Source organism: Burkholderia sp. 10_S31, assembly GCF_056930375.1.
The window spans coordinates 547,231-572,628 of sequence record NZ_JBXOWK010000002.1; the positions used below are offsets into that span (position 1 = coordinate 547,231).

At 64.9% G+C, this 25,398-nt stretch carries 19 protein-coding genes and 2 pseudogenes; 18 read left to right on the forward strand and 3 right to left on the reverse strand.

Features of this window, described 5'->3' with window-relative positions; all coding sequences use genetic code 11:
* Nucleotides 1-104: 104 nt before the first annotated feature.
* The 9 genes and pseudogenes from AC1Z3W_RS17130 to AC1Z3W_RS17170 all read left to right on the forward strand — a co-directional run bounded on the left by AC1Z3W_RS17130 (nucleotide 105) and on the right by AC1Z3W_RS17170 (nucleotide 12,606).
* The gene (locus AC1Z3W_RS17130) at nucleotides 105-3,110 is read left to right on the forward strand and encodes a type VI secretion system Vgr family protein (protein WP_483508071.1); all 3,006 of its coding nucleotides are present in this window, start codon (nucleotides 105-107) and stop codon (nucleotides 3,108-3,110) included.
* Complete coding sequence (locus AC1Z3W_RS17135) at nucleotides 3,110-3,979, forward strand: ankyrin repeat domain-containing protein (RefSeq protein WP_057926951.1); 870 nt, start codon at nucleotides 3,110-3,112, stop codon at nucleotides 3,977-3,979. The genes AC1Z3W_RS17130 and AC1Z3W_RS17135 overlap by 1 nt, the downstream gene beginning before the upstream one ends.
* A gap of 43 nt (nucleotides 3,980-4,022) precedes the next feature.
* The gene (locus tag AC1Z3W_RS17140) at nucleotides 4,023-4,466 is read left to right on the forward strand and encodes a hypothetical protein (RefSeq protein WP_124833511.1); all 444 of its coding nucleotides are present in this window, start codon (nucleotides 4,023-4,025) and stop codon (nucleotides 4,464-4,466) included.
* A 61-nt stretch (nucleotides 4,467-4,527) separates the two neighbouring features.
* Complete coding sequence (locus tag AC1Z3W_RS17145) at nucleotides 4,528-4,986, forward strand: DUF1795 domain-containing protein (RefSeq protein WP_057926949.1); 459 nt, start codon at nucleotides 4,528-4,530, stop codon at nucleotides 4,984-4,986.
* A 21-nt stretch (nucleotides 4,987-5,007) separates the two neighbouring features.
* Entirely contained in the window at nucleotides 5,008-9,270 is a 4,263-nt protein-coding gene (locus tag AC1Z3W_RS17150; RefSeq protein WP_483508073.1) for an RHS repeat-associated core domain-containing protein, read from the forward strand.
* Nucleotides 9,271-9,279: 9 nt separating this feature from the next.
* On the forward strand, nucleotides 9,280-9,708 hold the full coding sequence (locus tag AC1Z3W_RS17155; protein ID WP_124833513.1) for an NTF2 fold immunity protein: 429 nt from the start codon (nucleotides 9,280-9,282) through the stop codon (nucleotides 9,706-9,708).
* A gap of 569 nt (nucleotides 9,709-10,277) precedes the next feature.
* Nucleotides 10,278-10,328, forward strand: a pseudogene (locus AC1Z3W_RS17160) (hypothetical protein); the annotation flags it as partial.
* A 47-nt stretch (nucleotides 10,329-10,375) separates the two neighbouring features.
* Nucleotides 10,376-11,240, forward strand: a pseudogene (locus tag AC1Z3W_RS17165) (tyrosine-type recombinase/integrase); the annotation flags it as partial.
* Nucleotides 11,241-11,565: 325 nt separating this feature from the next.
* Nucleotides 11,566-12,606, forward strand: a complete 1,041-nt coding sequence (locus tag AC1Z3W_RS17170) for a zinc-dependent alcohol dehydrogenase family protein (protein ID WP_483508075.1) — start codon at nucleotides 11,566-11,568, stop codon at nucleotides 12,604-12,606.
* Between the two features lie 84 nt (nucleotides 12,607-12,690).
* Here AC1Z3W_RS17170 and AC1Z3W_RS17175 read toward each other — a convergent pair whose 3' ends face one another.
* Entirely contained in the window at nucleotides 12,691-14,100 is a 1,410-nt protein-coding gene (locus AC1Z3W_RS17175; protein WP_057926945.1) for an MBL fold metallo-hydrolase RNA specificity domain-containing protein, read from the reverse strand.
* A gap of 301 nt (nucleotides 14,101-14,401) precedes the next feature.
* Here AC1Z3W_RS17175 and AC1Z3W_RS17180 point away from each other — a divergent pair, with 301 nt between their 5' ends.
* From AC1Z3W_RS17180 to ftsH, 4 genes are all read left to right on the forward strand, one after another.
* Nucleotides 14,402-14,851, forward strand: coding sequence for a hypothetical protein (locus AC1Z3W_RS17180; protein ID WP_483508076.1), 450 nt, complete (start codon nucleotides 14,402-14,404; stop codon nucleotides 14,849-14,851).
* Between the two features lie 319 nt (nucleotides 14,852-15,170).
* On the forward strand, nucleotides 15,171-15,818 hold the full coding sequence (locus AC1Z3W_RS17185) for a BON domain-containing protein (protein ID WP_057926943.1): 648 nt from the start codon (nucleotides 15,171-15,173) through the stop codon (nucleotides 15,816-15,818).
* A gap of 39 nt (nucleotides 15,819-15,857) precedes the next feature.
* Nucleotides 15,858-16,367, forward strand: a complete 510-nt coding sequence (locus AC1Z3W_RS17190; protein WP_057926942.1) for a BCAM0308 family protein — start codon at nucleotides 15,858-15,860, stop codon at nucleotides 16,365-16,367.
* Between the two features lie 33 nt (nucleotides 16,368-16,400).
* Complete coding sequence (ftsH, locus tag AC1Z3W_RS17195) at nucleotides 16,401-18,308, forward strand: ATP-dependent zinc metalloprotease FtsH (protein ID WP_483508077.1); 1,908 nt, start codon at nucleotides 16,401-16,403, stop codon at nucleotides 18,306-18,308.
* A 152-nt stretch (nucleotides 18,309-18,460) separates the two neighbouring features.
* Here ftsH and AC1Z3W_RS17200 read toward each other — a convergent pair whose 3' ends face one another.
* The gene (locus AC1Z3W_RS17200) at nucleotides 18,461-20,257 is read right to left on the reverse strand and encodes an adenosylcobalamin-dependent ribonucleoside-diphosphate reductase (protein ID WP_483508078.1); all 1,797 of its coding nucleotides are present in this window, start codon (nucleotides 20,255-20,257) and stop codon (nucleotides 18,461-18,463) included.
* 233 nt (nucleotides 20,258-20,490) lie between these two features.
* Between AC1Z3W_RS17200 and AC1Z3W_RS17205 the strand changes: the two genes are divergently transcribed.
* The 4 genes from AC1Z3W_RS17205 (at nucleotide 20,491) to AC1Z3W_RS17220 (ending at nucleotide 23,811) form a co-directional block, all read left to right on the forward strand.
* Nucleotides 20,491-21,426 carry a 1-phosphofructokinase family hexose kinase gene (locus tag AC1Z3W_RS17205; protein ID WP_483508079.1) on the forward strand — a complete coding sequence of 312 codons (936 nt, stop codon included), beginning with the start codon at nucleotides 20,491-20,493 and terminating at the stop codon, nucleotides 21,424-21,426.
* Between the two features lie 118 nt (nucleotides 21,427-21,544).
* Nucleotides 21,545-22,342, forward strand: coding sequence for a polysaccharide deacetylase family protein (locus AC1Z3W_RS17210; protein WP_483508327.1), 798 nt, complete (start codon nucleotides 21,545-21,547; stop codon nucleotides 22,340-22,342).
* On the forward strand, nucleotides 22,335-23,591 hold the full coding sequence (locus AC1Z3W_RS17215; RefSeq protein ID WP_175825160.1) for a putative glycoside hydrolase: 1,257 nt from the start codon (nucleotides 22,335-22,337) through the stop codon (nucleotides 23,589-23,591). The genes AC1Z3W_RS17210 and AC1Z3W_RS17215 overlap by 8 nt, the downstream gene beginning before the upstream one ends.
* Nucleotides 23,592-23,622: 31 nt before the next feature.
* Nucleotides 23,623-23,811 (forward strand): DUF2188 domain-containing protein, encoded by a 189-nt coding sequence (locus AC1Z3W_RS17220; RefSeq protein ID WP_124833518.1) that lies wholly within the window; start codon nucleotides 23,623-23,625, stop codon nucleotides 23,809-23,811.
* 31 nt (nucleotides 23,812-23,842) lie between these two features.
* On the opposite strand, the gene AC1Z3W_RS17225 is transcribed toward AC1Z3W_RS17220, so the two are convergent.
* A complete protein-coding gene (locus AC1Z3W_RS17225; RefSeq protein ID WP_124833519.1) occupies nucleotides 23,843-24,340 on the reverse strand; it encodes a lecithin retinol acyltransferase family protein in 498 nt (165 codons plus the stop codon).
* Nucleotides 24,341-24,829: 489 nt separating this feature from the next.
* Between AC1Z3W_RS17225 and AC1Z3W_RS17230 the strand changes: the two genes are divergently transcribed.
* Nucleotides 24,830-25,291 (forward strand): carboxypeptidase regulatory-like domain-containing protein, encoded by a 462-nt coding sequence (locus tag AC1Z3W_RS17230; protein ID WP_124833520.1) that lies wholly within the window; start codon nucleotides 24,830-24,832, stop codon nucleotides 25,289-25,291.
* Nucleotides 25,292-25,398: the final 107 nt, after the last annotated feature.

Here is a 25,398-nt window from a genome sequence, read left to right on the forward strand (position 1 = left end):
TGTTTCGAGTATCTTTCGCCTTGTCGGAACTTGTCCTACAGTAGCGTGGCCTCAGGCTGCCAGTCGGCCGGGGCAGAACCTGAGACGAGAAGAAAGGAACAAGAATGAGTTTCGCCCCGAATGGCGGTATTCCGAGCGGTTTCGGAGGGAATTCGTTGGGCTCGCTGAGTGCGCTCGGCGGCCTTGCCGGCCCGATCGCATCCACCGTGGCTGGCCAAATCGGCCCGCTCGCCGGCGTCGCCGGCCATCTGGACACCGTGCAGCGCGCGGTTCAGCTGGCGCAGACCGGTTTCTCGTTGATGAACAAGACGCCCGCTGCGATTGCGGACGCGCTTAATAATGCGACGGGCGGCGTCGCTCGCCTGACGCAGCTGAACCGGTACGTGACGATCGAGTCTCCGCTCGGGCCCGACGTGTTATTGGTCGGCGCCGCGGTCATCGACGAACACGTTAACCGCTTGCCGGAAATTCACCTCGATTTGCTGTCGCACCAGCATGACCTGACGCCGGATCATCTGATTGGCCAGCAAATCAAGCTGCGGCTCGATCACGATGCGCGGCAATCGACGCTCGAACGCATCGTGATGTCGGGCGGTGCCGACAATAACCGCTATTTCGACGGCTACGTCGCCTCGTTCGATCGCGCCGGCAATCCCGGGCGGGTAACGCAGTACCACATGACCGTGGTGCCCTGGTTCTGGTTCCTGACGCGCTCGACTGACTGTCGAATTTTCCAGAACAAGACTTCGCGTGAGATCCTCAGCGAGATTTTCCAGGATCACGGGTTTACCGACTTCGAGTTCGACATCCGGACCGCCCAGAAGCCCATTGAGTACATCGTGATGTACCAGGAGTCGTACTACAACTTCTGCGCGCGTTTGATGGAGCAGGAAGGTCTGATCTGGACGCACCGCTACGAGAAGGACAAACACATTCTCGTGATCGGCGATACGAACTTCGTGTTTCGCTCGATCGACGGACTGACGAGCGTGCCGTATGCGGACAGCGAGGCGAGCGAATTCAACGGCATTGACCAGTTGCACGAAGGCCGGCGTTTCGGCGTCGGCAAGGTCACGTTCCAGGATTTCAACCACCAGAATCCGTCGTCGCCTCTGATGCTCGTACAGGCCGAGCCGCAGACGTTGCGACATGCGCGCCTCGAGGCGACCGAACGTTTCGAGCATCAGTCGCTGTATGACCACGGCGACGATGGAAATCGCTACGCGCGCATCGCGATGCAGGCCGAGGAAGCGCAGGCGCATCGATATACCGGCGGCGGCTATGCATGGCGGATGACCACTGCCGGCAGTGTGACGGTAGCGAACCATCCGGTGATGGCAAACAACCAGGAATACGCGATCCTGCATGTGCGGCACGAGGCAGTGAACGACTATACCCAACACGCTGCGAAGATGCCGTACCGCAACTCGTTTGCGCTTCTGCCGAAGAAAATTCCGTACCGTGCGCCCCGCAACACGCCGAAACCTGTGATCCACGGCACTCAGTCGGCGATTGTTGTCGGCCCGAAGGGTGAGCAGATCCACACGAACGGCAGTTGCGTGAAGCTGCACTTCTTGTGGGATCGTCGTGGTCAGATGGACGGGTCGGATTCGATGTGGATTCGAGTGTCCCAGCCGTGGGCGGGGGCCGGGTGGGGCGCGGCTGCGATTCCGCGCATCGGACAGGAAGTCCTGGTCTCGTTCAATCAAGGGGATCCTGATAACCCCGTGATCGTGGGGCGCGTCTTCAACGGCGAGCAAGGCAACCCATACCACGGTGCGGCGGGCCAGACGATGGGAATCAAGAGCCAGACGCACAAAGGGCAGGGCTCGAACGAGTTGCGGTTTTCCGACATGAATGGTGCTCAGGAAGTCTTTCTGCACGCGCAGAAGGATATGAAGACCGTGATCAAGGATTCGGAAACGCATACGGTTGAAGCCGGCGCGCGCTCCGTTTCATTGCTCAAGGGCAGCGAAACGAAGCAGATCGCGCAAGGCGGACTGACTGAAACTATCGCGCTTACCCGTGATACCACTGCCAACGTCATCAACACGAAGGCGATCGCGAGCAAGGCGGGGCCCGGCATGCAGAGTCACCAAGCTAGCGACGGCATCGAGCATCGCGTGGGCGAAAGTGTCGTGGTTATGACGCCCGACAGCATCAAATTGACACATGGCGCTTCGTCGATTCTGATCAATGCGAACGGCATCTATCTCGACGGGCCGGTCATTCATCTGAACCAGGGCAGCGCACAAGCACCCGAACAGGCGCTTGCGCTGCAGTGGGCAGCTGCGCAGGCGATGATCGCGGAGGGACTTGCGAGCCCCGATCCGGAGACGCGTGCGGCCGCAGCGAAGTTCGCGAGTTCGCTCAAGGCGCAGCAGATGGCGAAGCTTGCCGATCACGTCTACCACCCGAACGATCCTCCCCCGACGGGGTGGAAGATGGCCTCCAACGATCCGGAGGCGCTGAAGGCATACGGCCTCAAGCCCGACAACTTCCACATCGACGGTAGCAACTTCGGTTCGCAGATGTATGTGCCGGATCCCAAAGTCTTCGGCGATAGCATGAAGCCAACGATCGCGTTCAAGGGAACGCAGAGCCTCAACCCCTTGGGCGACGATATGACCAACAACATGGCACAAGGGCTCGGCGACGAATCGCCGTACTATCGGAAGGCCGTGACAATCGGCAGTCGCCTCGAGCAGTCGGGTGCGGCGTCGGGCGTCGATTTCACCGGTCACTCGCTCGGCGGCGGGATGGCTTCCGCTGCGGCCGAGGCGAGCGGCGGCTCGGCTGTCACGTTCAACGCGGCCGGATTGAATCCCGAAACGGTCGCGCAGTACGGCGGGTCGGTTCAACCGACCAACATTACGGCCTATCGAGTCGACGGCGACATATTGACCGGGCTCCAGGAAGGGAGGCTCGGGCCGATCAGTGATGGTACTGCGCAACTCATGCCCAAAGCGGTGGGTACTCCCGTCACGCTCGACGGCCAGAGCGTTACCACTGTTGGTCGTCACATGATGGGCGACGTGACGACCGGGATGAACCAGCAGGTCGCGAAGGACGAACTGGACCTGGTTTCACAATTGAATTCATCACACTGATGCGATACAAAAAAGCGATAACCGTCGGCGCCATTGCCGCACTCGTGGGAGTGAGTTCGCCGTTCTGGTGGCCCACTCAAGCTCAAGGGACGAACATGACTGGCTTTAAACGTTACGCGCCGGAAGAATTTTTTTCGGGACAACAGCTCATGCTTGCTCAAGCCATTCATGACGGAGACCTTGCGCGCGTGCAGCAACTCGCGCCGAAGACGGATCTGAATGTGCCCGGCGCGAAGAATACAACGCTGCTGTCGTATGCCGTACAGGAAATCGTGCCGGTCAAGAACGATGCGTCGAACACCCGCTACCAGATTATTTCGGTGCTCCTCAAGAATGGCGCGGATTCCAAGGCGCCAGTCGGGGCCAGTGGGGGAACGGTCGTCTATGCGGCGCTGCATGCTGACACGCCGAATCTGCTTCGCGTGCTGCTGGACGGCGGTCTTGATCCGAACTGGCGACCAAGCGGCGACACGCCGATGATCTTCGAAGTCGCCGAAAACAAGCTCCTGCCGCAATTGAAGCTGCTGGTCGAGCACAAGGCGAACGTGAATCTCCGTGATTCGCTCGGCGCGACGGCCATCTTCGACGCGACATCGCTTCAACAGTGGGATGCCGTCGATTATCTGCTTGCGCATGGCGCGGACCCGAAGGTTGCAAATCAGCTCGGCGTTTCCTACGGCTGGGTCCTGCAGACCACGCTGGAGAAACACACGGCGCCGGGTTCGCCGGCACGTGCGCGTATCGACGATATCCGCCGCAAGATTGTCGCGGCCGGCGCGCCATGGCCGCCAGTCGATCCGAAAGCGCAGAGGACAGCCATGCGCGCACGCGGCGAAAAAGTCGTGACGCCGGCCGGTCAGACGGAATGAGCGTGCGGTCATCGGTGGCGGGCCGTCGCAATGGATTCGGAGAATGAGAGGCGCCGTCGATTCGTTGCCGCGCGTGCCGCGAGAGGTCGTGTTGTGGGCATCAATAGCGCTGTACGTCGCCTCGCTGCTGTTGCCCGCGATGCATTTCGAAAGGGAATCGCCGCTCACTGGAATGTCCCTTCTGGCGCAAGGCTGGTTGGGCCTGCTGATGCTGAATCCGTCGTGGCTCGCAAATCCGCTTTACATAGTCGCCGTCGTCCAGTTTGTCCGTCGCCGTTACGCGCGCGCGACTTTGTTCGCCGGTGCGGCCGTGGCCTGCGCGCTCTGTTCGCTGCTGACGACGAAGTGGTACTTCAACGAAGCCGATGCCACTCCAATCCGAAATCCTGGCATCGCTTTTTACATGTGGGCGATCGCGCAGATCGCGTTGCTGCTGGGCAGCATGCGTTTGCGCCGTGACGCTCCCGCCGCACTACTTGGCGATTGAAAGCGCGGCAGTGCGTCCGTGGCCCCTGACGACTTCTGAAACCCGTTTTCCGAGATAAAGCATGACCGATTCCGACAACCGCATCCGGATTCACGAAGGCAGCATCGTCCTGCCGGATGGCTTCGAGGATCGTACGACCAACCTGTTCGTCCCCGTCGACCTCGCGACGCAACCGAACCTCAGCGTCGCGCGTGACTGGCTCAAGGATGGCGAGACCCTCTCGCCCTACATCGACCGACAGCTGGCGATGCTCAAGTCACGTTTGCAAGGCCATCGGCTGCTCTCACGTCAGGCCGAGCGGCTCGGGCCCGGAGCGGACGCCATGCCCGGCGAGCGCATCGACACGGCCTACCGCAACGGCGCAAAGATGGTCTTTCAACGGCAAGCGGCGTTCATCGTGGCGCCAGGTCGGGTGCTGATTTTCACGGCCTCGAGCGCGAAGAGCTTCGGCGAAACGTTGGATACATTGTGGCGGAATTGGCTCGAAGGCTACCTGCCAGCCGAGCCGGCAACAGCATAACAACAAGAAAGGACATGAACCATGTACGAAGCCGCGCGTGTCACTGACCCGATCGAGCACACCAGTGCGCTCACGGGCTTTCTCGTCGGCGCTGTCTTGGGAATCGCGCTTATCGCCGCCGTAGCATTCGCTACGTTCACATGCGGTTTCGGTGTCGCGCTGCTCGCCGGCATGGCGGCCGGTATCGGCGCGCAGGGGCTTCTCTCATTAGGAGAGGCGATCGGCCGGATGTTCAGCTCGCCGTCCGGCAACATCGTCACGGGCTCGTCCGACGTCTATGTGAACGGAAAACCGGCCGCATACGCAACGCTGAGCGGCGTGGCGTGCACCAAGCACAATCCCATTCCTCTGGTCGCCCAGGGCTCGACGAACATCTTCATCAACGGTCGGCCCGCGGCACGCAAGGACGACAAGATCACCTGCGGCGCCGCGATCGGCGACGGCTCGCACGATACTTTTTTCCACGGCGGGACACAGACTTACCTCCCTGTCGCCGACGAGGTGCCGCCGTGGCTTCGGACCGCAACGGATTGGGCGTTTGCGCTGGCCGGCCTGGTCGGCGGTCTCGGTGGGCTCCTCAAGGCTGCAGGTGGCCTGTCACGCGCCGTGCTGCCTTGCGCAGCCAAGTTCATTGGCGGCTTCGTGCTGGGCGAGGCGGTCGGGCGTTACGTCGCCGGTCCGGCGATCAACAGGGCGATCGGCGGGATGTTCGGCAACCCGATCGACGTCACGACTGGGCGAAAGGTTCTGCTGGCCGAATCGGAAATCGACTATGTCATTCCGAGCCCGATGCCGGTCGCGATCAAGCGGTTCTACTCGAGCGGCCTCGAGTACGCGGGAACGCTCGGCCGTGGCTGGGTCTTGCCGTGGGAGCTACGTCTTCATGCGCGCGACGGACGTCTCTGGTACACGGATGCACAGGGACGCGAGACGGGATTCCCGATATTGCGCGCCGGCCAGGCGGCGTTCAGCGAGGCCGAGCAGCAATACCTGACCTGCACGCCGGATGGGCGCTATATCCTCCACGACCTTGGCGAGATGTATTACGACTTCGGTCGATATGAGCCCGATTCCGGTCGCATCGCAGGGGTGCGCCGCATAGAGGATCAGGCAGGGCAGTGGTGCCAGTTCGAGCGCGACAGCCGCGGCCGCGTCAGCGAGATCCTGACCTGCAGCGGGCTCCGGGCCGTGCTCGATTACGAGCCCGCGTACGGGCGCCTTGGCGCGATCACGCTCGTTCACGGTGAAGAGCGCAGGCCCGTCGTCGCCTACGGGTACGATGAAAGCGGCCAGTTGGCGTCCGTAACGGATGCAAACGGGGCGGTGGTTCGCCGGTTCACCTATGCCAACGACCTGATGGTGAGCCACGCGAATGCCCTGGGATTTACGTCGAGCTATGCTTGGTCGACGGTCGAAGGACAGCCGCGAGTCGTCGCGACACGCACCAGCGAAGGCGAGGCCTGGACGTTCGAGTACGACATCGAAGGTCGGCAGACCCGCGTTCGCCATGCTGATGGCCGCACCGCGCACTGGCGCTACGACGCACAATTCCAGGTTGTCGAATACATCGATTTCGACGGTGGGCTCTACCGGATCAAGTACAACGACGCTGGGATGCCGGTGATGCTGATGCTGCCGGGCGAGCGTACGGTTGAGTTCGAATACGACGACGCCGGTCGGATCGTGGTCGAAACTGATCCGCTCGGCCGCGCGACTCGTACGCGTTATGACGGCAACAGCATGCGGCCGGTAGAGATTGTCGGACCCGATGGCGGTGCGTGGCGCGCTGAATACGATCCGCAAGGTCGCCTGTTGTCAAGTCAGGATCCATTGGGTCGCGAAAATCGCTACGAGTACCCCAAGGGCCTGACCGTGCTGCCCATCGCGCATATCGACGCGCGCGGCGGCCGCAAGACACTCGAATGGAATCGGCTCGGCGAGCTGGTCAGCTACACGGACTGTTCGGGCAAAACCACACGCAATAGTTTCGATGCGTTCGGTGTGCCACTCGCGCAAGAGAACGCACTGGGTCAGCGCATCACGTACGACATGCGTCCAACGGGCGAGCCGCGCCGCATCTCGTATCCGGACGGCAGCACCGAGCACTTCGAATACGACGCAGCCGGACTGGTGGTGCGACACATTGGCCTCGGCGGACGAATTCAACAGAAACTGCGCAATGGCCGCGGCCAGCTCGTCGAAGCAATCGATCCAGCCGGCCGGCGAACATGCTATCGCTACGATGCCGAAGGGCGGCTTCGAGAGCTGCAGCGAGAGCATGCCCGCTACACGTTCGCGTACAGTGCTGGCGGGCGCCTTACAGCGGAAACGCGCCCGGACGGCGTGGAGCGCCGCTTCAGGTATGGTGAAGCAGGGGAGTTGTTGGCGCTGGACACTGTCGGCGTGCCGGACGAATACGCGACGGCAAATCGTCCGACTCGCACGATTCGCTTTGAACGCGACCGGATGGGCAACCTGAAGGTCCAGCACACGCCGACCGAGGTGACTCGCTACGAGCGCGACAAGGGCGACCGACTGGTGAAGGTCGAGCGCGTGCCGACGGCCGCGGGGTTCGCGCTCGGCATTGAGCCCGATACGGTCGAGTTCGAGTACGACAAGGCTGGTCGCCTCGTCGCGGAACACGGCGCCAACGGGATCGTACGGTACACGCTCGATGAGCTCGACAATGTGGCGACGCTTGAACTGCCGCACGAGCAGACGCTGCAGATGCTGCGCTACGGTTCGGGCCACGTGCATCAGATCCGGTGCGGCGATCAGGTAGTAAGCGATTTCGAGCGCGACGATCTGCATCGCGAGATCACGCGCACGCAGGGTCGGCTGGTTGAGCGCTCCGCTTACGACCCGCTCGGTCGCAAAGTCTGGCAGTCGGCAGGTTTCGAGCCCAAAGCGCTGGGCCGCGGACGCGGCCAGTTCTGGCGCAACTACGGATATGATGCCGCGGGCGAGCTGATCGAGACGAGCGACAACCTGCGGGGCAACACCCAGTACAGCTACGATCCGGCCGGGCAATTGACTCGGCGAGTGAACACCATCGACCGACAGTTGGAAGAATTTGCATGGGATGCTGCGGGCAATCTGCTCGACGACGTGCAGCGCAGAAGCCGTGGCTACGTTGAGGGCAATCGTCTGCGCATGTGGCAGAACCTGCGCTTCGAATACGATCCGTTCGGCAACCTGTCGACGAAGCTGCGCGGCGCGAATCAGACCCAGCGATTCAGGTACGACGGTCAGGGCCGGCTGATCGCAGTGAGCACGCAAGACGCGCGGGGCATCGTGGAAACGCGCTTTGCGTACGATCCGCTCGGACGGCGCCTCACGAAGACCGATACGTCGTTCGACGTGCGCGGCGTGAAGCTTCGAAAGGAGACGAAGCGGTTCGTATGGGAAGGGCTGAGGCTGGCCCAAGAGGTCCGCGAGACCGGTGTTAGTAGCTACGTGTACAGTCCGGATGCGCCTTATTCGCCCGCCGCGCGCGTCGACGCGGTGATCGCAGAGGCGCTGGCTGCTGCTGCGATCGATGCGGCGAAGCGCGCGGCACGGATCTATTACTTCCATACCGATCTGGTTGGGGCGCCGCTGGAAGTCACCGACGAAGCCGGCGAACTCGCTTGGGCCGGACAATATACGGCATGGGGCAAAGTCGAGCAGGGGGCTCGTTCACTGACCGCGTCCCGGACGGATCAACCACTCCGCTACGCGGGTCAGTATGCCGATCAGAGCACGGGCCTGCATTACAACAACTTTCGGTTCTATGATCCGGATGTGGGGCGGTTCGTCAATCCCGATCCGATCGGGCTATTGGGTAGTGACAACCTCTATGCGTACGCACCAAACCCGCTCTCGTGGATTGATCCGTGGGGATGGTGTGTTACGCCAGCAGTTTCACGGGGCACCGCGGGCCAGCCTTTACGTGCAACTGCGACAATCACTGCCGCTGACCTCGGCACCGGAACAGCCACGAATGCATCGTCGCGGGCATGGGCGCGATTATTGGGGAATCAAACAGACGACGCCGGGCACATTCTTGGGAAACTTCTCGGAGGAAGTGGCGGGAAAAATGGCGTATTTCCTCAGTTGCCGGGGATCAATCGGGGTGCGTTCAGGGATTTCGAAGGACAGGTGGCTGCGTATGTTAGGAGAGTCGGCTCAGCTGACGTGGATATACAATTCATCTACGGCAACGGTGGAACACGGCCGACGCAGATATCCTATGATGTCCTGCAAGGTGGTCAGAAAATCATAAGTGCAATCTTCAATAATTAAGGGTTCGCAATGGCAACTGAAGAACTGGAACGAGCGCGTGACACCTTGAAATCGTTTATGCTTGAAATGAATAGATGGGAGGATCAATTTTTCAAAACGAAGCAAGAGGCATTGACTAATAATCAAAATGTCCAATCGGTCGACAACGAAGCGCGCGACAAACTAATGGAGATTTTTGATCAATGGACGTTTCGCGATAAGGCGTACGAAGGACGATTGATTGACCTTGGCTGCACTTCTCCGCCCACTTATAATCCGGATTCCGACGTTGAGGAGCATGCGGAAATGGAGGATGGAGAGGCAGTGTTTATCATTCGGCAGGCGCATGGGCTGCAAAGCCAGTTCCGATTCGTCTTGAAGTGTAAAAATGGCGTGTGGAAAATAAAGAAGAAGGAGCTTCTCAACTTTAAAGACAAATGGCAGCGATCAGTATTGTGACCGGACATTCCCGTTCATAGACTGTCGGTTTGCAGCGCGCAAGGTTGACGAGGTCACAGGGGACATGCCAAACGGCGACAGTTTCCACGTCTTTGGCTTGCAGATGTGTTTCCCTGTCGGCGACGAGCTGCATTTCTGAGTATGCATATGAATGGAATTTATGGTTTGAGGCAAGCTGATTCGTATCAAGCGTTAGTTCAAGTCGATGAGAGTGGGGAGATTCCCCACGACAAGAGCATCGCGATCCAGGCTACTGCCCATAGTGGTCAGCAGTTTGGGCCAAGTTACGATGTGATTAAGCTATCCTGGGGCATTCCTCGAAAAATGAAGGATAGCGATGTCCAAACCATGCTGTCGCCGTTTTTGATGTTTAGTTCGAAAGCTCTTGAAGTTCTTGAACCTCTCCTTAGGAACAATGGTGAGGTGTTGCTTGTCGATGCGCCGACCCAAGGTATTCATGGATTTCATGTGGTCACCGTGCTTGAAGGCGCTGTGGACTTGGAGTCGTCTAAATTCAAGGTTTATCCGACTGCTACGGTATTCAATAAGATTGTCCTTCTGGAAATCGCGTGCAAGGAGCTAACATATTCAGGCTCAAAGAGAAACCTTCGACAGTATTTGTTTCCAGGGCATTCAAGAAGGTAGTGGAGGACAATAAGAGGGTCGGCCCACGCCGCGCGAGCGCTGGGTCGGGCCGTCGCGGCCACGGCGCAGTGTCGAATGGCGACCGTTCATCGGCGCACTCGCGCCCCGATCGGCGGCGTATGCACTGAATGTCCTGTCGGCGCTATTTCGCTGGCTGATCGAGCAGCGCTACGTGCTGGCGAATCCGTTCACCGGCGTCAAGGTCAAGAGCCACGCGCCGCGCGCGGGACTGGACGTGTCGCGCGGTTTCTCCGAGGGCGAGTGGCTGCTGATCCGCACTGTTGCCGACGGCCTCGAATGGTCCTACGGCTGGAGCGTGCCGGCCGCCCAGCGCGTGCGGTTTCTGTATGGACTTCGGTTATGCAACCGGCTTGCGCGCGAGCGAGCTGGTCAGCGCGACGCTCGCCGATATACGCCGGGACGAACACGGGGATCATTGGCTACACGTGCTGGGCAAGGGCGGCAAGCGCGGAAAAGTGGCGCTGCCACCGCTTGCACGCACGGCACTCGACCAGTCTCTCGTACAGCGGGGCCTGCCGGTCACGCCGGAGCGCTGGAACCCGGCGACGCCGCTCGTCGCGAGTCTCGACGAGGACGGCGCAGGCATCGAAAGCACGCGGCTTTGGCGCGTGCTGAGGCGGTTCTTCGTTCTGGTCGCCGATGCGATCCAGGACGAGCGGCCCGCGACGGCGGAGAAGTTGCGCCGAGCCAGCCCGCATTGGATGCGCCATACGCACGCCTCGCACGCGCTGGCGCGGGGCGCCGAGCTGGTCATGGTGCGCGACAACCTGCGCCATGCATCGATCTCAACGACGTCGACCTACTTGCATAGCGACGAGGTGCAGCGAGCCAGGCAGTTCTATCAGGCGTTTGCCGCACGGAACTGAGCAGCAGGCGGTTTATATCGATTTGTGGATAGGCGCGAATATTTCGATAACCTCAGGGCTCATGTAGGAAATTGCACTTACCTTCTTCGCGGACTAGGAGCCGCCGGAACTGACGGCGCTGGTCGACGCCCAACTGCCGCTGGCTGACTATCGGGCACGATTGTGTCTTGGCGGGTACATCACGCTGAAGCGCCAGATTTCACATCCGAAGGACGCGGTTTTGCGAAATCAGAATCTTGACAAGCAATTGATTCGTAAAGAAATTTAGCGCGAAACCGCCATACATGCACGAAAAGGACGATTGCCCCTCAACGGAGGAACCGAGATGAAAGCACTCGTTTACCACGGACCCGGGCGCAAGACGCTCGAACAGCGGCCCAGGCCGGAACTGCAGTCGCCCACCGACGCGATCGTCCGCGTGACGCGCACGACGATCTGCGGCACCGATCTGCACATCCTCAAGGGCGACGTGCCGACCTGCGAACCGGGCCGCATTCTCGGCCACGAAGGCGTGGGCGTCGTCGAGCAGGTCGGTGCCGCGGTCGATTCGCTGAAGCCGGGCGATCACGTGCTGATTTCCTGCATCTCGTCGTGCGGCCGCTGCGAGTATTGCCGCCGCGGGCTGTATTCGCATTGCACGACGGGCGGCTGGATTCTCGGCAACCGGATCGACGGCACGCAGGCCGAGTACGTGCGCATCCCGCACGCGCAGACCAGCCTGTACCGGATTCCGGCAGGCGCGGACGAGGACGCGCTCGTGATGCTGTCCGACATCCTGCCGACCGGATTCGAATGCGGCGTGCTCAACGGCCGGGTGCAGCCGGGCTGCTCGGTCGCGATCGTCGGCGCAGGGCCGATCGGGCTGGCCGCGTTGCTGACCGCGCAGTTCTATTCGCCGGCGCGGATCATCATGATCGACCCGGACGGCAACCGCCTCGAGATCGCACGCCGCTTCGGCGCGACCGACTGCTTCGACGGCCGCACCGGCGACCCGGTGGTGGAAGTGATGAAGCTGACCGACGGCGTCGGCGTGGATTGCGCGATCGAAGCGGTCGGCATTCCGGCGACGTTCGAGATGTGCACGTCGCTCGTGGCGCCCGGCGGGGTCGTCGCCAACGTCGGCGTGCATGGCGTCAAGGCGGACCTGCACCTGGAGAAGCTGTGGGATCGCAACATCTCGATCACGACGCGGCTCGTCGACACGGTCAGCACGCCGATGCTGCTGAAGACCGTGCGCGCCGGGCGCCTCGATCCGAAGCGCCTGATCACGCACCGGTTCTCGCTCGACGAGGTGGAGCACGCGTACGACACGTTCGGGCGCGCCGCGCAAACCCATGCATTGAAGGTGATTATCGAAGTGGGCTGATTGCCACGCAAAGCGTGACGGGAGCCGGTGGCTGCACCGGTTTCCCGTCATGCGCGTTCAGCGATCCACCGGCATCGCCGTGAGTCACGACGACAGCGCGGCGGGTTCCTGCGCGCCGCCGGCTTCGTCTTCGACTTTGTCCAGATCGACGCATTGCTCGTAGATCGGCACCTCGCACGGCCAGTGCAGGGTTTCCGAGATACGCCGGCGCAGCGCATCCGCGGCAGCGGGTTCGCCATGCGTGATGAAGGTCTGCACGGGCGCGCACTGCATCGTGCCGAGCCACTTGAGGATCTCTTCGTAGTCGGCATGGGCCGACAGCGTCGTGATCGACTCGACCTGCGCGCGCACGCGGACGTATTCGCCGTGAATCTTTACCGTCGGCTCGTGCGCGGCCAGCGCCGCGCCGCGCGTGCCGACGGCCTGGTAGCCGACCAGCGCGATCGTGTTGCGCGCATCGGGCGCATAGCGGGCCAGGTGATGCAGCACGCGCCCGCCCGTTGCCATCCCGCTGCCGGCGATGATGACCATCGGGCCGTGGTGTTCGGCAATCGCCTTCGACTGCTCGACCGAGCGGATCATCGTCGCCGCGTGGCCGAGCGCGTTCGCGTCGGACACGGTCAGCCGGTGTTCGAGGATATGGTGGCGATAGAGCTCGGTCACGTCCGTCGCCATCGGGCTGTCGAGGAACACCGGGACGCGCGCCATGCGGCCGGACGCCTTCAGCCGCGCGATGTAGTGCAGGATCTCCTGCGCGCGGCCGACGGTGAAGCACGGCATCACGACGACCCCGCCGCGCGCGAAGGTCTTGTCGAACAGCGCGGCCAGCTCGTTCTCGGGATCCGACGTCGGGTGCAGCCGGTCGCCGTACGTCGATTCGACCACCAGGTAGTCCGCATGCGCGGGTGGCCGCGGCGGCTGCATGATCGGATCGTGATAGCGGCCGAGGTCGCCCGAGAACGCGAGCACCTTGTGGTCCCAGTGCATCACGACGCTCGCCGCGCCCAGGATATGTCCGGCCGGCAGCAGGCGGAACGACAGGCCGCCGCCAAGCGACGTGCATTCGTCGAACGCGACGGGTTTCAGCAGGCGCAGCGCGCGCTGCGCGTCGTCCAGCGTGTACAGCGGTTGCGCCGGATGATGCTTCGAGTAGCCGTGCCGGTTCGCGAAGTCGGCTTCCTCTTCCTGCAGCCGCGCGCTGTCGCGCAGCATGATGTCGCAGAGTTCGGCCGTGGCCGCCGTGCAGTACACCGGCCCGCGATACCCTTCGCGCACCAGCACCGGAAGATAGCCGCTGTGATCGATATGCGCGTGCGTGAGCACGACCGCGTCCAGCGTGTCGGGCGCGAGCGGCAGCGCTCGCCAGTTGCGCAGCCGCAGGTTCTTCGTGCCCTGGAACAGGCCGCAATCGACCAGCACGCGCCGGCCGCCGTGCTCGACCAGATACTTCGAGCCGGTCACGGTTTCGGTCGCGCCGAGAAAAGTCAGTTTCATGGATCGCCTCGCCGGGAGTCGATGGAACGGTAAGGCGATTACAGCGCGAATGCGCGCGCGACGGTTGACCGAAATCAGCAATTGCGGGATTCCGTGGCCGGCCGGGCAAGTTGCCGGGGCGGGGCGGCACGCCGCTCGCGCCGTTTGACGACGATCAACCCTCGACGCCGGCGGCGGCAGGATAGTGACCCTGTGCGCGCATGCGATGCCGATGTCATGACCCCGTTATCCGCGCATGCCGTGCGCGCTGCGTAACGGCATCACTCGGGGCATCACTCGGGCCTTTCGGGACGAATCCATCATGACGCTGATCGCCAATCTGGACGGCGCCGGGCGCCTTTACCGGCTGTGCTTCGTGCGCTCGCCATGGGCGTGGTTTACCTGCTTGCCGCTCGACGAGCAATGCGGCGAGAGTTGGGCGGACGTGCCCTACCAGAACGCCGCGAAGCCGCCGTACAGCGATTCGCGCGCGCAGTTGCTGCGGGTTGCGTTCGATGCGCCGCGCCTGCTGCCGCCCGAGGCCGGGCGGCACGGTCACGCATGGAGCGTCCAGCAGATCAACCACGGCGCGGCGCCATGGCTGCGCAGCGAGGATTTCATCGATGCGATGACGCTGACCGTTCCAGCCGGGACGACGCTCGCCGCGTTCGTCGAAACGATCGAGGCCGCCGGCGGCACCGTGTACGGGCCGCTCGGCTGGGCCGAACTGCCGCCGTGGCAGCGGCCCGACGTCGTCACCCGAACGGACTGAATCGCACTGAATCGGGCCGAATGCCCGTGCATCACGCTCGTCAGCCGGCGTCGCCCCAGCCGCCGCCGAGCGCGACGTAGAACGCGACCGTCGCGCCGGCCGTCACCTGCGTGTGCGTCAGGCGAATCTGCTCGTCGAGCAGCACGATCATTTCGCAACTTTCGCACCGATATTGATGACGGACGCCGACGATTTGTTCAGGACCGCCGTTGATTGATCCTCGTCAAGCCGCCGGCGCCGCCGTGCGCGATGCTGGCTGCAGTGCGGCACGCATCCGATCGCAGGTTTCGCGATCGGCGCCGGCCGACGGGAGACCGACATGAAGTCAGACGCAGCACTCAAGCAGGATGTCGAGCAGGCGCTGTTCTGGAATCCGGCGATCGACGCGCGCCGGATCGACGTCGACGTTCGTGACCGGATCGTCACGTTGCGCGGCACGGTCGACAGCTGGGCGCAGAAGCTCGAGGCGCAGAAAACGGCGCTGCATGTCGCCGGGGCACGCGCGCTGGTGCTCGAGCTGAACGTCACCCCGCCGGAGAACGCGTGCGCGGACCAGGAACTGGCGATCGCGATTACGTTCGCGCTCGGCTGGCAGGAAGCGTTGCGCGATCACAAGATTCGCGTCGAGGTCGATCACGGCTGCGTGACGCTCGACGGCGAGGTCGACCATGCGTTCCAGAGCCGCGCGGCGGAGGCCATGGTGAGCCGGATGATCGGCGTCGTCGGCGTGGCGAACCGCATCCAGGTGCGTACGGACCACACGGTGCCGGACGTCGGCGCACGGATCGCCGAAGCGCTGGCGCGTCGCGCACAGCGTGAATCCGCGGGAATTTCGATCGAAGCGGCCGACGGCATCGTCACGTTGACGGGCACGGTCGCGTCGCTCGCCGAACGACGCGCCGCGTGCGGCGCGGCCGGGTCGGTGCGAGGGGTCCGGGAGGTCGTCGACCGGCTGACCGTTGCCTGACCGGCTTGCCCGTGCTGTCCACTACCAGGAGAAGCAGACATGAACCGTTCGCATACCGGCCCCGGCCGAAACACCCTGCGCCGCGACAAGCGCATGCAGCCGCATACGAAGGACAGTTACCGCGAACCGAAGCGCCCCGGGGGCGACCGGATCTGCGAAGGCTGCGGCGCCGTCTGCGACGCGGGCCGCTGGACGTGGTATGCGACGCCGCTGGATCGGCGTCAGCTCGAATGCCCGGCCTGCAAGCGCATGCGGGAAAACGTGCCGGCGGGCGAGCTGGTGTTGCGCGGCGCGTACCTGCGCGCGCACCGGTCGACGATTCTCGCGCTGCTCGAGCACCAGGCCGATCTGGAGACGAGCGAGCACGCGCTCGAACGCATCATGGAAATCGAGAAGTCCGCCGATACGCTCGTCGTCCGCACGACGGGCACGCACATGGTCCGGCGCCTGGCGGAAGCATTGCTGCACGCGCATCACGGCGATCTCTCCATCCACTATGGCGACGGCGAAGACATGCTGCGAGCGTACTGGAAGCGCGACGCCGCGTGAGCGGACGGTTGCCTGCCGGGCAGGTTCGATCCCATGAAAAAATCATTCGACTACACCGGGCTGCTGATCCCGATCGCGTTCGCCGTGCTGGTGGCGATTCAGTTGCTGATGTATCAGCCGGCCGCGACGTCGATTTCCTACAGTGATTTTCATCATCTGGTGGACGCACGGCTCGTCGACGATCTCGAGATCGGCCAGTCGTCGATCTCGGGCACGCTGCGCATGCCGCAAGCCGGCGCGGCGCTGGCCGCGTCCGACGCGGCCGAGGTGAAGAAGGCCGGAGCGCCGTGGCGCTTCACGACGAACCGGGTGAGCGACGAAGGCCTGGTTCCCGCGCTGACGACTGCCGGGATTCGCTACCGTGGCGCGACGGATACAGGCTGGATCGGGACGCTCGCGACATGGATCTTCCCGTTGATCGGCTTCGTCGTGATCTGGAGTTTCATGATGCGCAGGCCGGGCGGCATGCGGGATCTGAGCGGCATGGGAAAAAGCCGGGCCCGCGTGTACATGCAGAAGGAAACCGGCATCACGTTCGACGACATCGCGGGCATCGACGAGGCGAAGGCCGAGTTGCAGCAGATCGTCGCGTTCCTGCGCAATCCCGAACGCTATCAGCGGCTCGGCGGCAAGATCCCGAAGGGCGTGCTGATCGTCGGCGCGCCCGGCACCGGCAAGACGCTGCTGGCACGCGCGGTGGCAGGCGAGGCCGCGGTGCCGTTCTTCACGATCAGCGGCTCGGCGTTCGTCGAGATGTTCGTCGGCGTCGGTGCCGCGCGCGTGCGCGATCTCTTCGAGCAGGCCCAGCAGAGCGCGCCGTGCATCGTGTTCATCGACGAGCTCGATGCGCTCGGCAAGGCGCGCGGGGTCGGCCTGATGTCGGGCAACGACGAGCGCGAGCAGACGCTCAACCAGCTGCTCGTCGAGATGGACGGCTTCCAGGCCAATTCGGGCGTCATCATCATGGCCGCGACCAACCGGCCGGAGATCCTCGATCCCGCGTTGCTGCGCCCGGGGCGCTTCGACCGGCACATCGCGATCGACCGGCCCGACCTGAACGGCCGCAAGCAGATCCTGGCCGTGCATACGAAGCGCGTGAAGCTCGCGCCGGAAGTCGACCTCGCGGAGCTGGCGCAGCGCACGCCGGGCTTCGTCGGCGCCGATCTCGCGAACGTCGTCAACGAAGCCGCGCTGCATGCGGCCGAACTCGGCAAGCCCGCGATCGGCATGGCCGATTTCGACGAAGCCATCGACCGCGCGATGACCGGCATGGAGCGCAAGAGCCGCGTGATGAACGAGCAGGAGAAGCGGACCATCGCGTACCACGAGTCGGGGCATGCGCTCGTCGCGCAAAGCCGTGCGCATTGCGATCCGGTGAAGAAGGTATCGATCATTCCGCGCGGGATCGCGGCCCTCGGCTATACGCAGCAGGTGCCGACCGAGGATCGCTACGTGCTGCGCAGGAGCGAGTTGCTCGACCGGCTCGATGTGCTGCTCGGCGGACGCGTCGCGGAAGAACTCGTGTTCGGCGACGCGTCGACGGGCGCGCAGAACGATCTCGAACGCGCGACCGCGCTGGCGCGGCACATGGTCATGCAGTACGGGATGAGCGAGAAGATCGGGCTCGCGACCTTCGACGACGCGGCGCAGCCGAGCGGCGCGCCCGGCGTGTGGACGCCCGGCGACGGCCGCTGCAGCGAGCACACCGCGCAACTGATCGACGAAGAGGTGCGCGCGCTGCTCGAGGATGCGCATGCGCGGGTCACGGCGACGCTCGGCGAGCACCGCGATGCGCTCGAACGGATCGCGCACAGCCTGCTGCTGCACGAATCGATCGATCACGACCTGCTGGTGGCGCTCATCACGCCGCCGGACGATGCCGACGAGACGCGCCGGCCGACGGATGCCGATACGGAAACGATCACGGGCGCCTCTGCCTGAAGTCCAAAGTCCAAAGTCTCAAGTCCGAACGGACGCTCGCCAGCAGCGCTGAACGCCTGCTGCCTGCCATCGTCGGCAACCGGTGCCCATGCGAGCGATCGCGTGTGCGTGACCGGCGGAATCAGGGGCGGGTCCGAATCGCAAGATGCCGGTCAGCAGCCGATGCAGACCGGGCCGTCGCGCCGCGCTTGCGCCGCGTCGTCGGTCACGACCGAGGTGAGCTGCGGATCGGGCCGGAAGACCGTGATGCCCTTCAGACCGTCGCGCCACGCCTGGACGAACAACGCATCGACCTGCGCGAGCGAACACTGGCCCGGCATCGTCACCGTCTTCGAGATGCCCGCGTCGACGCACGGCTGCAGCACCGCGAGCATCGCGACATGGTCGGCCGGTGCGATATCCGCCGCCGTGACGAAATAGTCCGGCAGCCTGACGCTGTCGCCATGCAGCTCGCGAAACAGCCGGTAAGCGTGATTCTCCACACGAAACGGCCGGATCCGTCCGTCCGCGGTGCGCACCATGCGACGCTGCGTCCAGCCGACGGCCGGCTCGATCCCGTTCGAACAGTTGTCGCAGAACGCGAGGCTCACGCTGCCGGCCGGCGCGAACGACAGCAGATGGCTGTTGCGCAGCCCGTGCCGCGCGATCGCGTGATGCACCTTCAGCGGCAGGAGCATGCGGTACGCGGGGCCGGTCAGGTAGGCGGCCGGATCGTAGGCCGGAAACACGCCGCGCTCGGCGGCAAGCGCGGCCGATGCGGCAAACGCATGTTCGCGCATCGTCATCACGATCCCGCGCGCAAACGCACGCGCTTCGACGCTGTCGTAACGCAGCCGCAGCATCGTCAGCGCGTCGGCGAGCCCGGTGACGCCGACCCCGATGCGCCGCGTGCGCCGCGCTTCGTGCTCGTGCGCGGCGAGCGGCCACGCGGTCAGGTCGAGCACGTCGTCGAGCATGCGGACCTGGATCCTCACTGCGTCGGCGAGCGTCGCGAAATCGAAGCGCGGCCTGCCTTCGGCACCGAACGGCTGGAGCACGAACCGCGACAGGTCGATCGGCCCGAGCACACAGCTGCCGTAGGGCGGCAGCGGCTGCTCGCCGCACGGGTTCGTCGCGTCGATCCGTTCGTGCTCGCGCAGCGGATTCGCGTCGCGGATCGTGTCGAGGAACAGCAGCCCCGGTTCGGCGCTGTCGCGCGCCGCGCCGACGATCTCGTGCCAGAGCGCACGGGCCTGAATCGTCGCGTAAAGATAGCGTCCGTCCGGCCGCCGAGGCGGCGTGCCGGATGCGCAACGGGGCGGCGCCTGATGGACGAGCGCCCACGGCAGGTCGTGCTGGACCGCTTCCATGAACGCATCCGTGACGCCGACCGACAGGTTGAACGTCGGCCAGCGCGACCGTCCGCGCTTGGCCGCGACGAATGCCGCGAGGTCCGGATGATCGCAGCGCAGCACGGCCATCTGTGCGCCCCGGCGCGGGCCGGTGAACGGCAGCGCCCGGCACATCGCATCGAAGCGGTCGATCGCGGAGCACGCGCCTCGTTCGGACGACGCGAGGCGCTCGTACGCATCGGCAGGCGGCACCGGCGAGAAGTCGTAGCCGATTCCGCCGCCCATCAGCAGCGTGAGCCGTGCCTCGTCGAGCGCCCGCGCGAGCGCCGCGTCGACGGCGTGTGCGGGTGTGTCGGGCGCAATCGCGAGCGGATGGACGAAGCAGTTGACCATCGTCCCGCCGATATCCGCACCGGCGTTCGCGAGGATGCGGCCCGCGCCGATCGCGCCGCGCTGCAGATTCCGGAAGAACGCGCGCTCGCACTGTGCGCGCACCTCCGGCGCTTCGGCGAGTGACAGCGCATGGGCGACGCGATGGAATACGGCTGCGCGAGACGTTTCGCCGGGCTGCGCGTAACGCTCGGCGAAGACGGTGGTGCAAAGCGGCTGCTCGTCCATGGCGGGGCTCGGCGGCGACGAATGATTCACTGTAAGAGCCTGCCTGGTCGAGGCGTTGATCGAGCGCAATCGGGCGCCTTCGCGGCATCGCTTGACGGGCGTCAACGCCGCGACCGGCGTCGAACGTAAGGTGGAGCCACGGCCGGCACGCCCCGGTTGCCGGGCATCGCCGCGCCGGCGTCCGTCGCGCAAGCCGGCGGATCGCGCGTGCCATCGACTGCGAGCTACGTGCCATGACCGATATCGTTACCGTCACATTGAATCCGGCCGTCGACGTCGCGACGTCGGTCGAGCGCATCGTCGACACGCACAAGCTGCGCTGCGCGCGGCCGCGGCGCGACCCCGGCGGCGGCGGGATCAACGTCGCCCGGACCATTCACCGGCTCGGGGGCGACTGCGTCGCGCTGTACCTGGCCGGCGGGCCGACCGGCGACGTCTTGACCCGGTTGCTCGAGGCCGAGCACCTGCCGAGCGTGCGAATCCCGATCGCCGGCGAGACGCGCGAGAACGTCTGCGTGACCGAGACCTCGACCGGGCGCGAATACCGTTTCCTGATGCCGGGTCCGCTGGTCACGCAGGCCGAGTGGCGCGACTGCGCGGCCCGCATCGAAGCGCTGCAACCGGTGCCGCGCTATCTCGTGTTGAGCGGCAGCCTGCCGCCCGGCGCGCCGGACGACTTCTATGCAACGCTTGCGCGGGAGGCCCGCGCAAGGGGCAGCCGGGTCGTCGTCGATGCGGCGGGCCGCGCGCTGCAGGCGGCCCTCGAGGCCGGCGTTCATCTCGTGAAGCCCAGTCTCGGCGAATTGAGCGCGCTGGCCGGAGAAACGCTCGACGACACGTCGGCATGCCGGAAGGCGAGCGAGCTCGTGGAGCAGGGGCGGGCCGACATCGTCGCGTTGACGCTGGGCGCGCGCGGCGCATGGGTCGTCACGCGCGATCGCACGCTGCGCCTGCCCGGCAGGCCGGCCGCGGTATGCAGCACGGTCGGGGCGGGCGACAGTTTCGTCGGCGGCATGGTCTGGGCGCTGGCGCGCGGCGTGCCGTTCGACGATGCGTGCCGCTACGCGCTGGCCGCATCGGCTGCGTCGGTCGAGCATCCCGGCACGGCGCTGTGCACGCGCGACGACGTCGAGCGGATTCACGCCGAACTGGTTGCGCAGGCAAGCTGACGCGCAGGCGGCCCGACGCGTGCGCGATCTCGTCGATGCGCGATCGATCGTTGATCTGGCTCAGCGGTATCCGCGCCGCGATCGCAAAAAATGGGGCAGTCTTTCCACGAGGACCGCCATGGCCTTTCGCCTGATCGCCTGCCTGCTCCTGCTGTCGTGCATGCCGCCGGTTTCGTCCGCCGACGTCGCGACCGTCGTTCCACCACCGCAGCCGCGTGTGCTGATCCTGGTCTACCACCGGTTCGCCGCGGCGCGCCTGGATTCGATGACGGTGCGCACCGAAACGTTTCGCAACCAGCTGCAGGCGATCGAGGCGAACGGCTATCGCATCGTGCCGCTCGCCGACGTCGTGCGCTGGCATGGCGGCGAGACGGAGGCGGTGCCGGCGCGGGCGGTCGCGATCACCGTCGACGACGGTCACCGCTCCGTCTACGACGCGCTGCGTCCGCTGCTGGCAACGCATCCGGTGCCGGTCACGCTGTTCATCTATCCGTCTGCCATCTCCAACGCCAGCTATGCGATGACGTGGGACCAGTTGCGCGCACTCGGACGCGCCGGCGGGTTCGACATCGAGTCGCACACGTACTGGCATCCGAATTTCCGCACCGAGCGCGCCCGGCTGACGCCGGACGACTACCGGCGCTTCGTGTCGTTCCAGTTGCGCCGGTCCCGCGAACGGCTCGAATCCGAGACCGGCCAGCCGGTCAGGCTGCTGGCCTGGCCGTTCGGCGTCCATGATGCGCAGGCCGACCAGCTGGCCGCTGACGAAGGCTACGTCGCGGCGTTCACGCTCGACGCGCACCCCGTGCGGCGCACGGACCCGGCCATGGCGCTGCCACGCTATCTGATGACGGATGCCTGCGACACACGATGCATGAACGGATTGCTGCGAACCGCCGGAGGACGCCGTGATTGAGCGCTTGATCGTCTGCCTGCTCGTGTTGCTCGCCGGTGTCGCCGCCCGGGCGGCGCCGGTCACGATCACGGTCGTCGATGCCGCGAACGGGCATCCGCTGGCCGGCGCGATCGGCCACGCGCCGGGCGTGAACCGGACCGCGGATCGCGCTGGCACGTTTTCACTGGAACTCGACGCGGCGGGTACACGCGTGAGCGTACGTGCGCCGGGCTATGCGCGAACCGAAATCACGCTGACGCCGGCCGACGTCGCGCATACGATCCGCATGACACCGGTGCGCCCGAAAGCGGTCTATCTGTCCGCTTACGGCGTCGCGGATCGCACGCTGCGCGAGGCCGCACTGTCGTTGCAGGACGCGACCGCGGTCAACGCGCTGGTGATCGACGTGAAGGGCGACAGCGGCGTGACGCCCTATCGCAGCCTGGCGCGCGAAATCTCCGGGGCGGCGAACAACGTGTCGGGCGCAATCGTTCATCCCCCCGATCTCACGGACCTGCTGCGGACGTTCCATGCGCGCGGTCTTTACCTGATTGCACGCATCGTCGTGTTCAAGGACGATCCGCTGGCGCGGGCCCACCCCGAGTGGGCCGTGCGCGATGCGGCCGGCGAGATCTGGCAGGACCGCGAGCATCAGCGCTGGATCGACCCGACCTCGCGTGCGGCGTGGCAACACAATTACGACGTCGCCGAAGAGGCTGCCCGGATGGGCTTCGACGAAATCCAGTTCGACTACCTGCGGTTTCCCGACGCCAACGGTCTCCGGTTCGCCGAGCCCAATACCGAGGCCAACCGGGTCGCGGCGATCACCGGATTCCTGACCGGCGCGCGCGAACGGCTGCGGCCGTACAACCTCTACGTGTCGGCCGATATCTTCGGGTACGTCTGCTGGAACGCCGACGACACCGCGATCGGGCAGCGACTCGACGCGCTCGGATCGGTCGTCGACTATGTGTCGCCGATGCTGTATCCATCCGGCTTCACATGGGGTCTGCCGGGCTGCCGGAAGCCGACCGAACATCCGGGCGAGATCGTTTCGCGGTCGCTGGCCGAGGCGAAGCGCCGGACCGGACTGGACGGCGTCCGGTTTCGGCCGTGGCTCCAGGCGTTTCGCGACTATGCGTTCGATCACCGGCCGTTCGACGCCGACGAGATTCGCGCACAGGTCGACGCCGCCGACGCGGCCGGCACGGACGGCTGGATGCTGTGGAACCCGCGCAATCGCTACGATCCTGCCGCGTTGCCGCGCTGACCGGCACGATCCTGTCCGGGACGAATCGACCATGCCATGGAACGACGAACGTTATCCGCCGTCGATGCGGAATCTGCCGCCGCCGGTTCGCGGCAAGGCGATCGAGATTGCCAACGCGTTGTTGCGGCAGGGGCGTACCGAGGGCAGCGCGATCCGCATTGCGATCGCGCAGGCGAAACGTTGGGGGTATGCGCGTGCCGTCTTGCGCGGCCGCCGGTGACGGGCGGTGAGCAGCGGCGGTTCGGGCGATGCTAGGCCGTGCACCCGGCCGGGTATTCCCGCTCGACCATCGCCGGATGCACCCGTGCGACCAGCACGCAAGCGATCAGCATGACGACGACCGCGACGCCGTGCGCGGGATTGCGCAGACACGACGCGACCTGCTCGCTCCTTCCGACGCCGAACAGGCACCACAGGCAGAAGTGCTCGCAATTGTTCGTCAGAAGCCGGTAGCGGCATTCGCCGAGGCGCGATGCCGCGCGGCGTGCGGCCTCCGTGCCGTCGTACAGCGTGCGCGTGTGGCGGATCACCGCGAGCTCGAAACCGGCGCGGAAGCCGTCGAGGGTGACGACCTCGACAGGGCCGCCGCTCAGATGGCGCGACCACCCCGCGTAGTGAATCACGTTGCCGTCGCCGATGTAGATCCCGTGATGCAGGTAGCCGGGGCGGCGGGTCACGAGGTGGGCGCCGACCGGCGGTTCGCCATCCAGGTTGGCGTCGTCGGCGTGCGCTGCGGTCGGATCAATCATCGCCAGCTCCTCGGTCCTGCGGCGGCGGGGCGGAAGAACCGCTCCCCGACCGCGAAATGCGTTGCGTCCTGTCACGTCTCCAGTATTGGTGGCGGGGCCGAGCGGAACAATCAGCGAGGCCTGAGCTTGCTGTCCGACGTCGGGCGGCCGTGTCGGAAATTTCTGACGACCCATGCAATATCGGCTGACAGCGATCACGGACATCGCGCCGCACGGATGCCGCTTTCGCCCGGTTCCGCCCGATTCCAGGCGCGTCCGGGCGTGTCCGGGCGCACCGGCAGTCGGGGCGCGATCACCGTCGCGCGGGCGTTCCGTCCGGTTTTGTCCGGCTTCGACAGGAACGCGCTTGACTTGAGTCAACGGGAAATCGACGTTCCGCGCGACGCTGGCATCGTCGCCGATGCAAACGCGCGACGGCATCGCACGCAACACGTTCCGCGATCGGACGGGCGGCATTGCAGCCATGCGTGCTCAATCAGGAGAGTGAAGATGTGGACCGGAACCGTGAAGATGCTGCTGCTGGCAACCTGCGTGCTGAACATCGGTGCGAGCGCGCTGGCGCAGACGTCGCCCGAGCCTGTCGAGCGCAACGGTATCGCGTACATCACCGGTGGAATTGGCCAGGACGAGATCATCGCGTTTCGCGACGTCGCCCCTCGATACAACCTGCGGATCACGTTCGCGTCGAAGTCCGGCCACTATCTTTCCGATGTCGACGTGACGCTGTCGTCCGGCAAGTCGACGATGCTCGACGTGCACACGAACGGCCCGTTCCTGTTCGCACGCGTGCCGCCGGGGCGATATAGCGTATCGGCGCACGACAGGGCCGTCCAGGAAGTCCGGCGCGTCGTCGTCCCGGCGCGAGGGGGCGTCGATGTGCGCTTTTCCTGGCATGACCCCGACCGGCACGGCGCGATGCGTCTGTGCGCGGCGTGTCCCGCACCGCAGTAGCGGCCGGCCCGCTAGCCGTGCGTTCTGGCAGGGCCGGCGAGGCGGCCGTGCGCTGCGCTGCCGCGCTGGCCGGCGCGCTGCTGGTCGCGCTTGCATCGGCCGGTGCG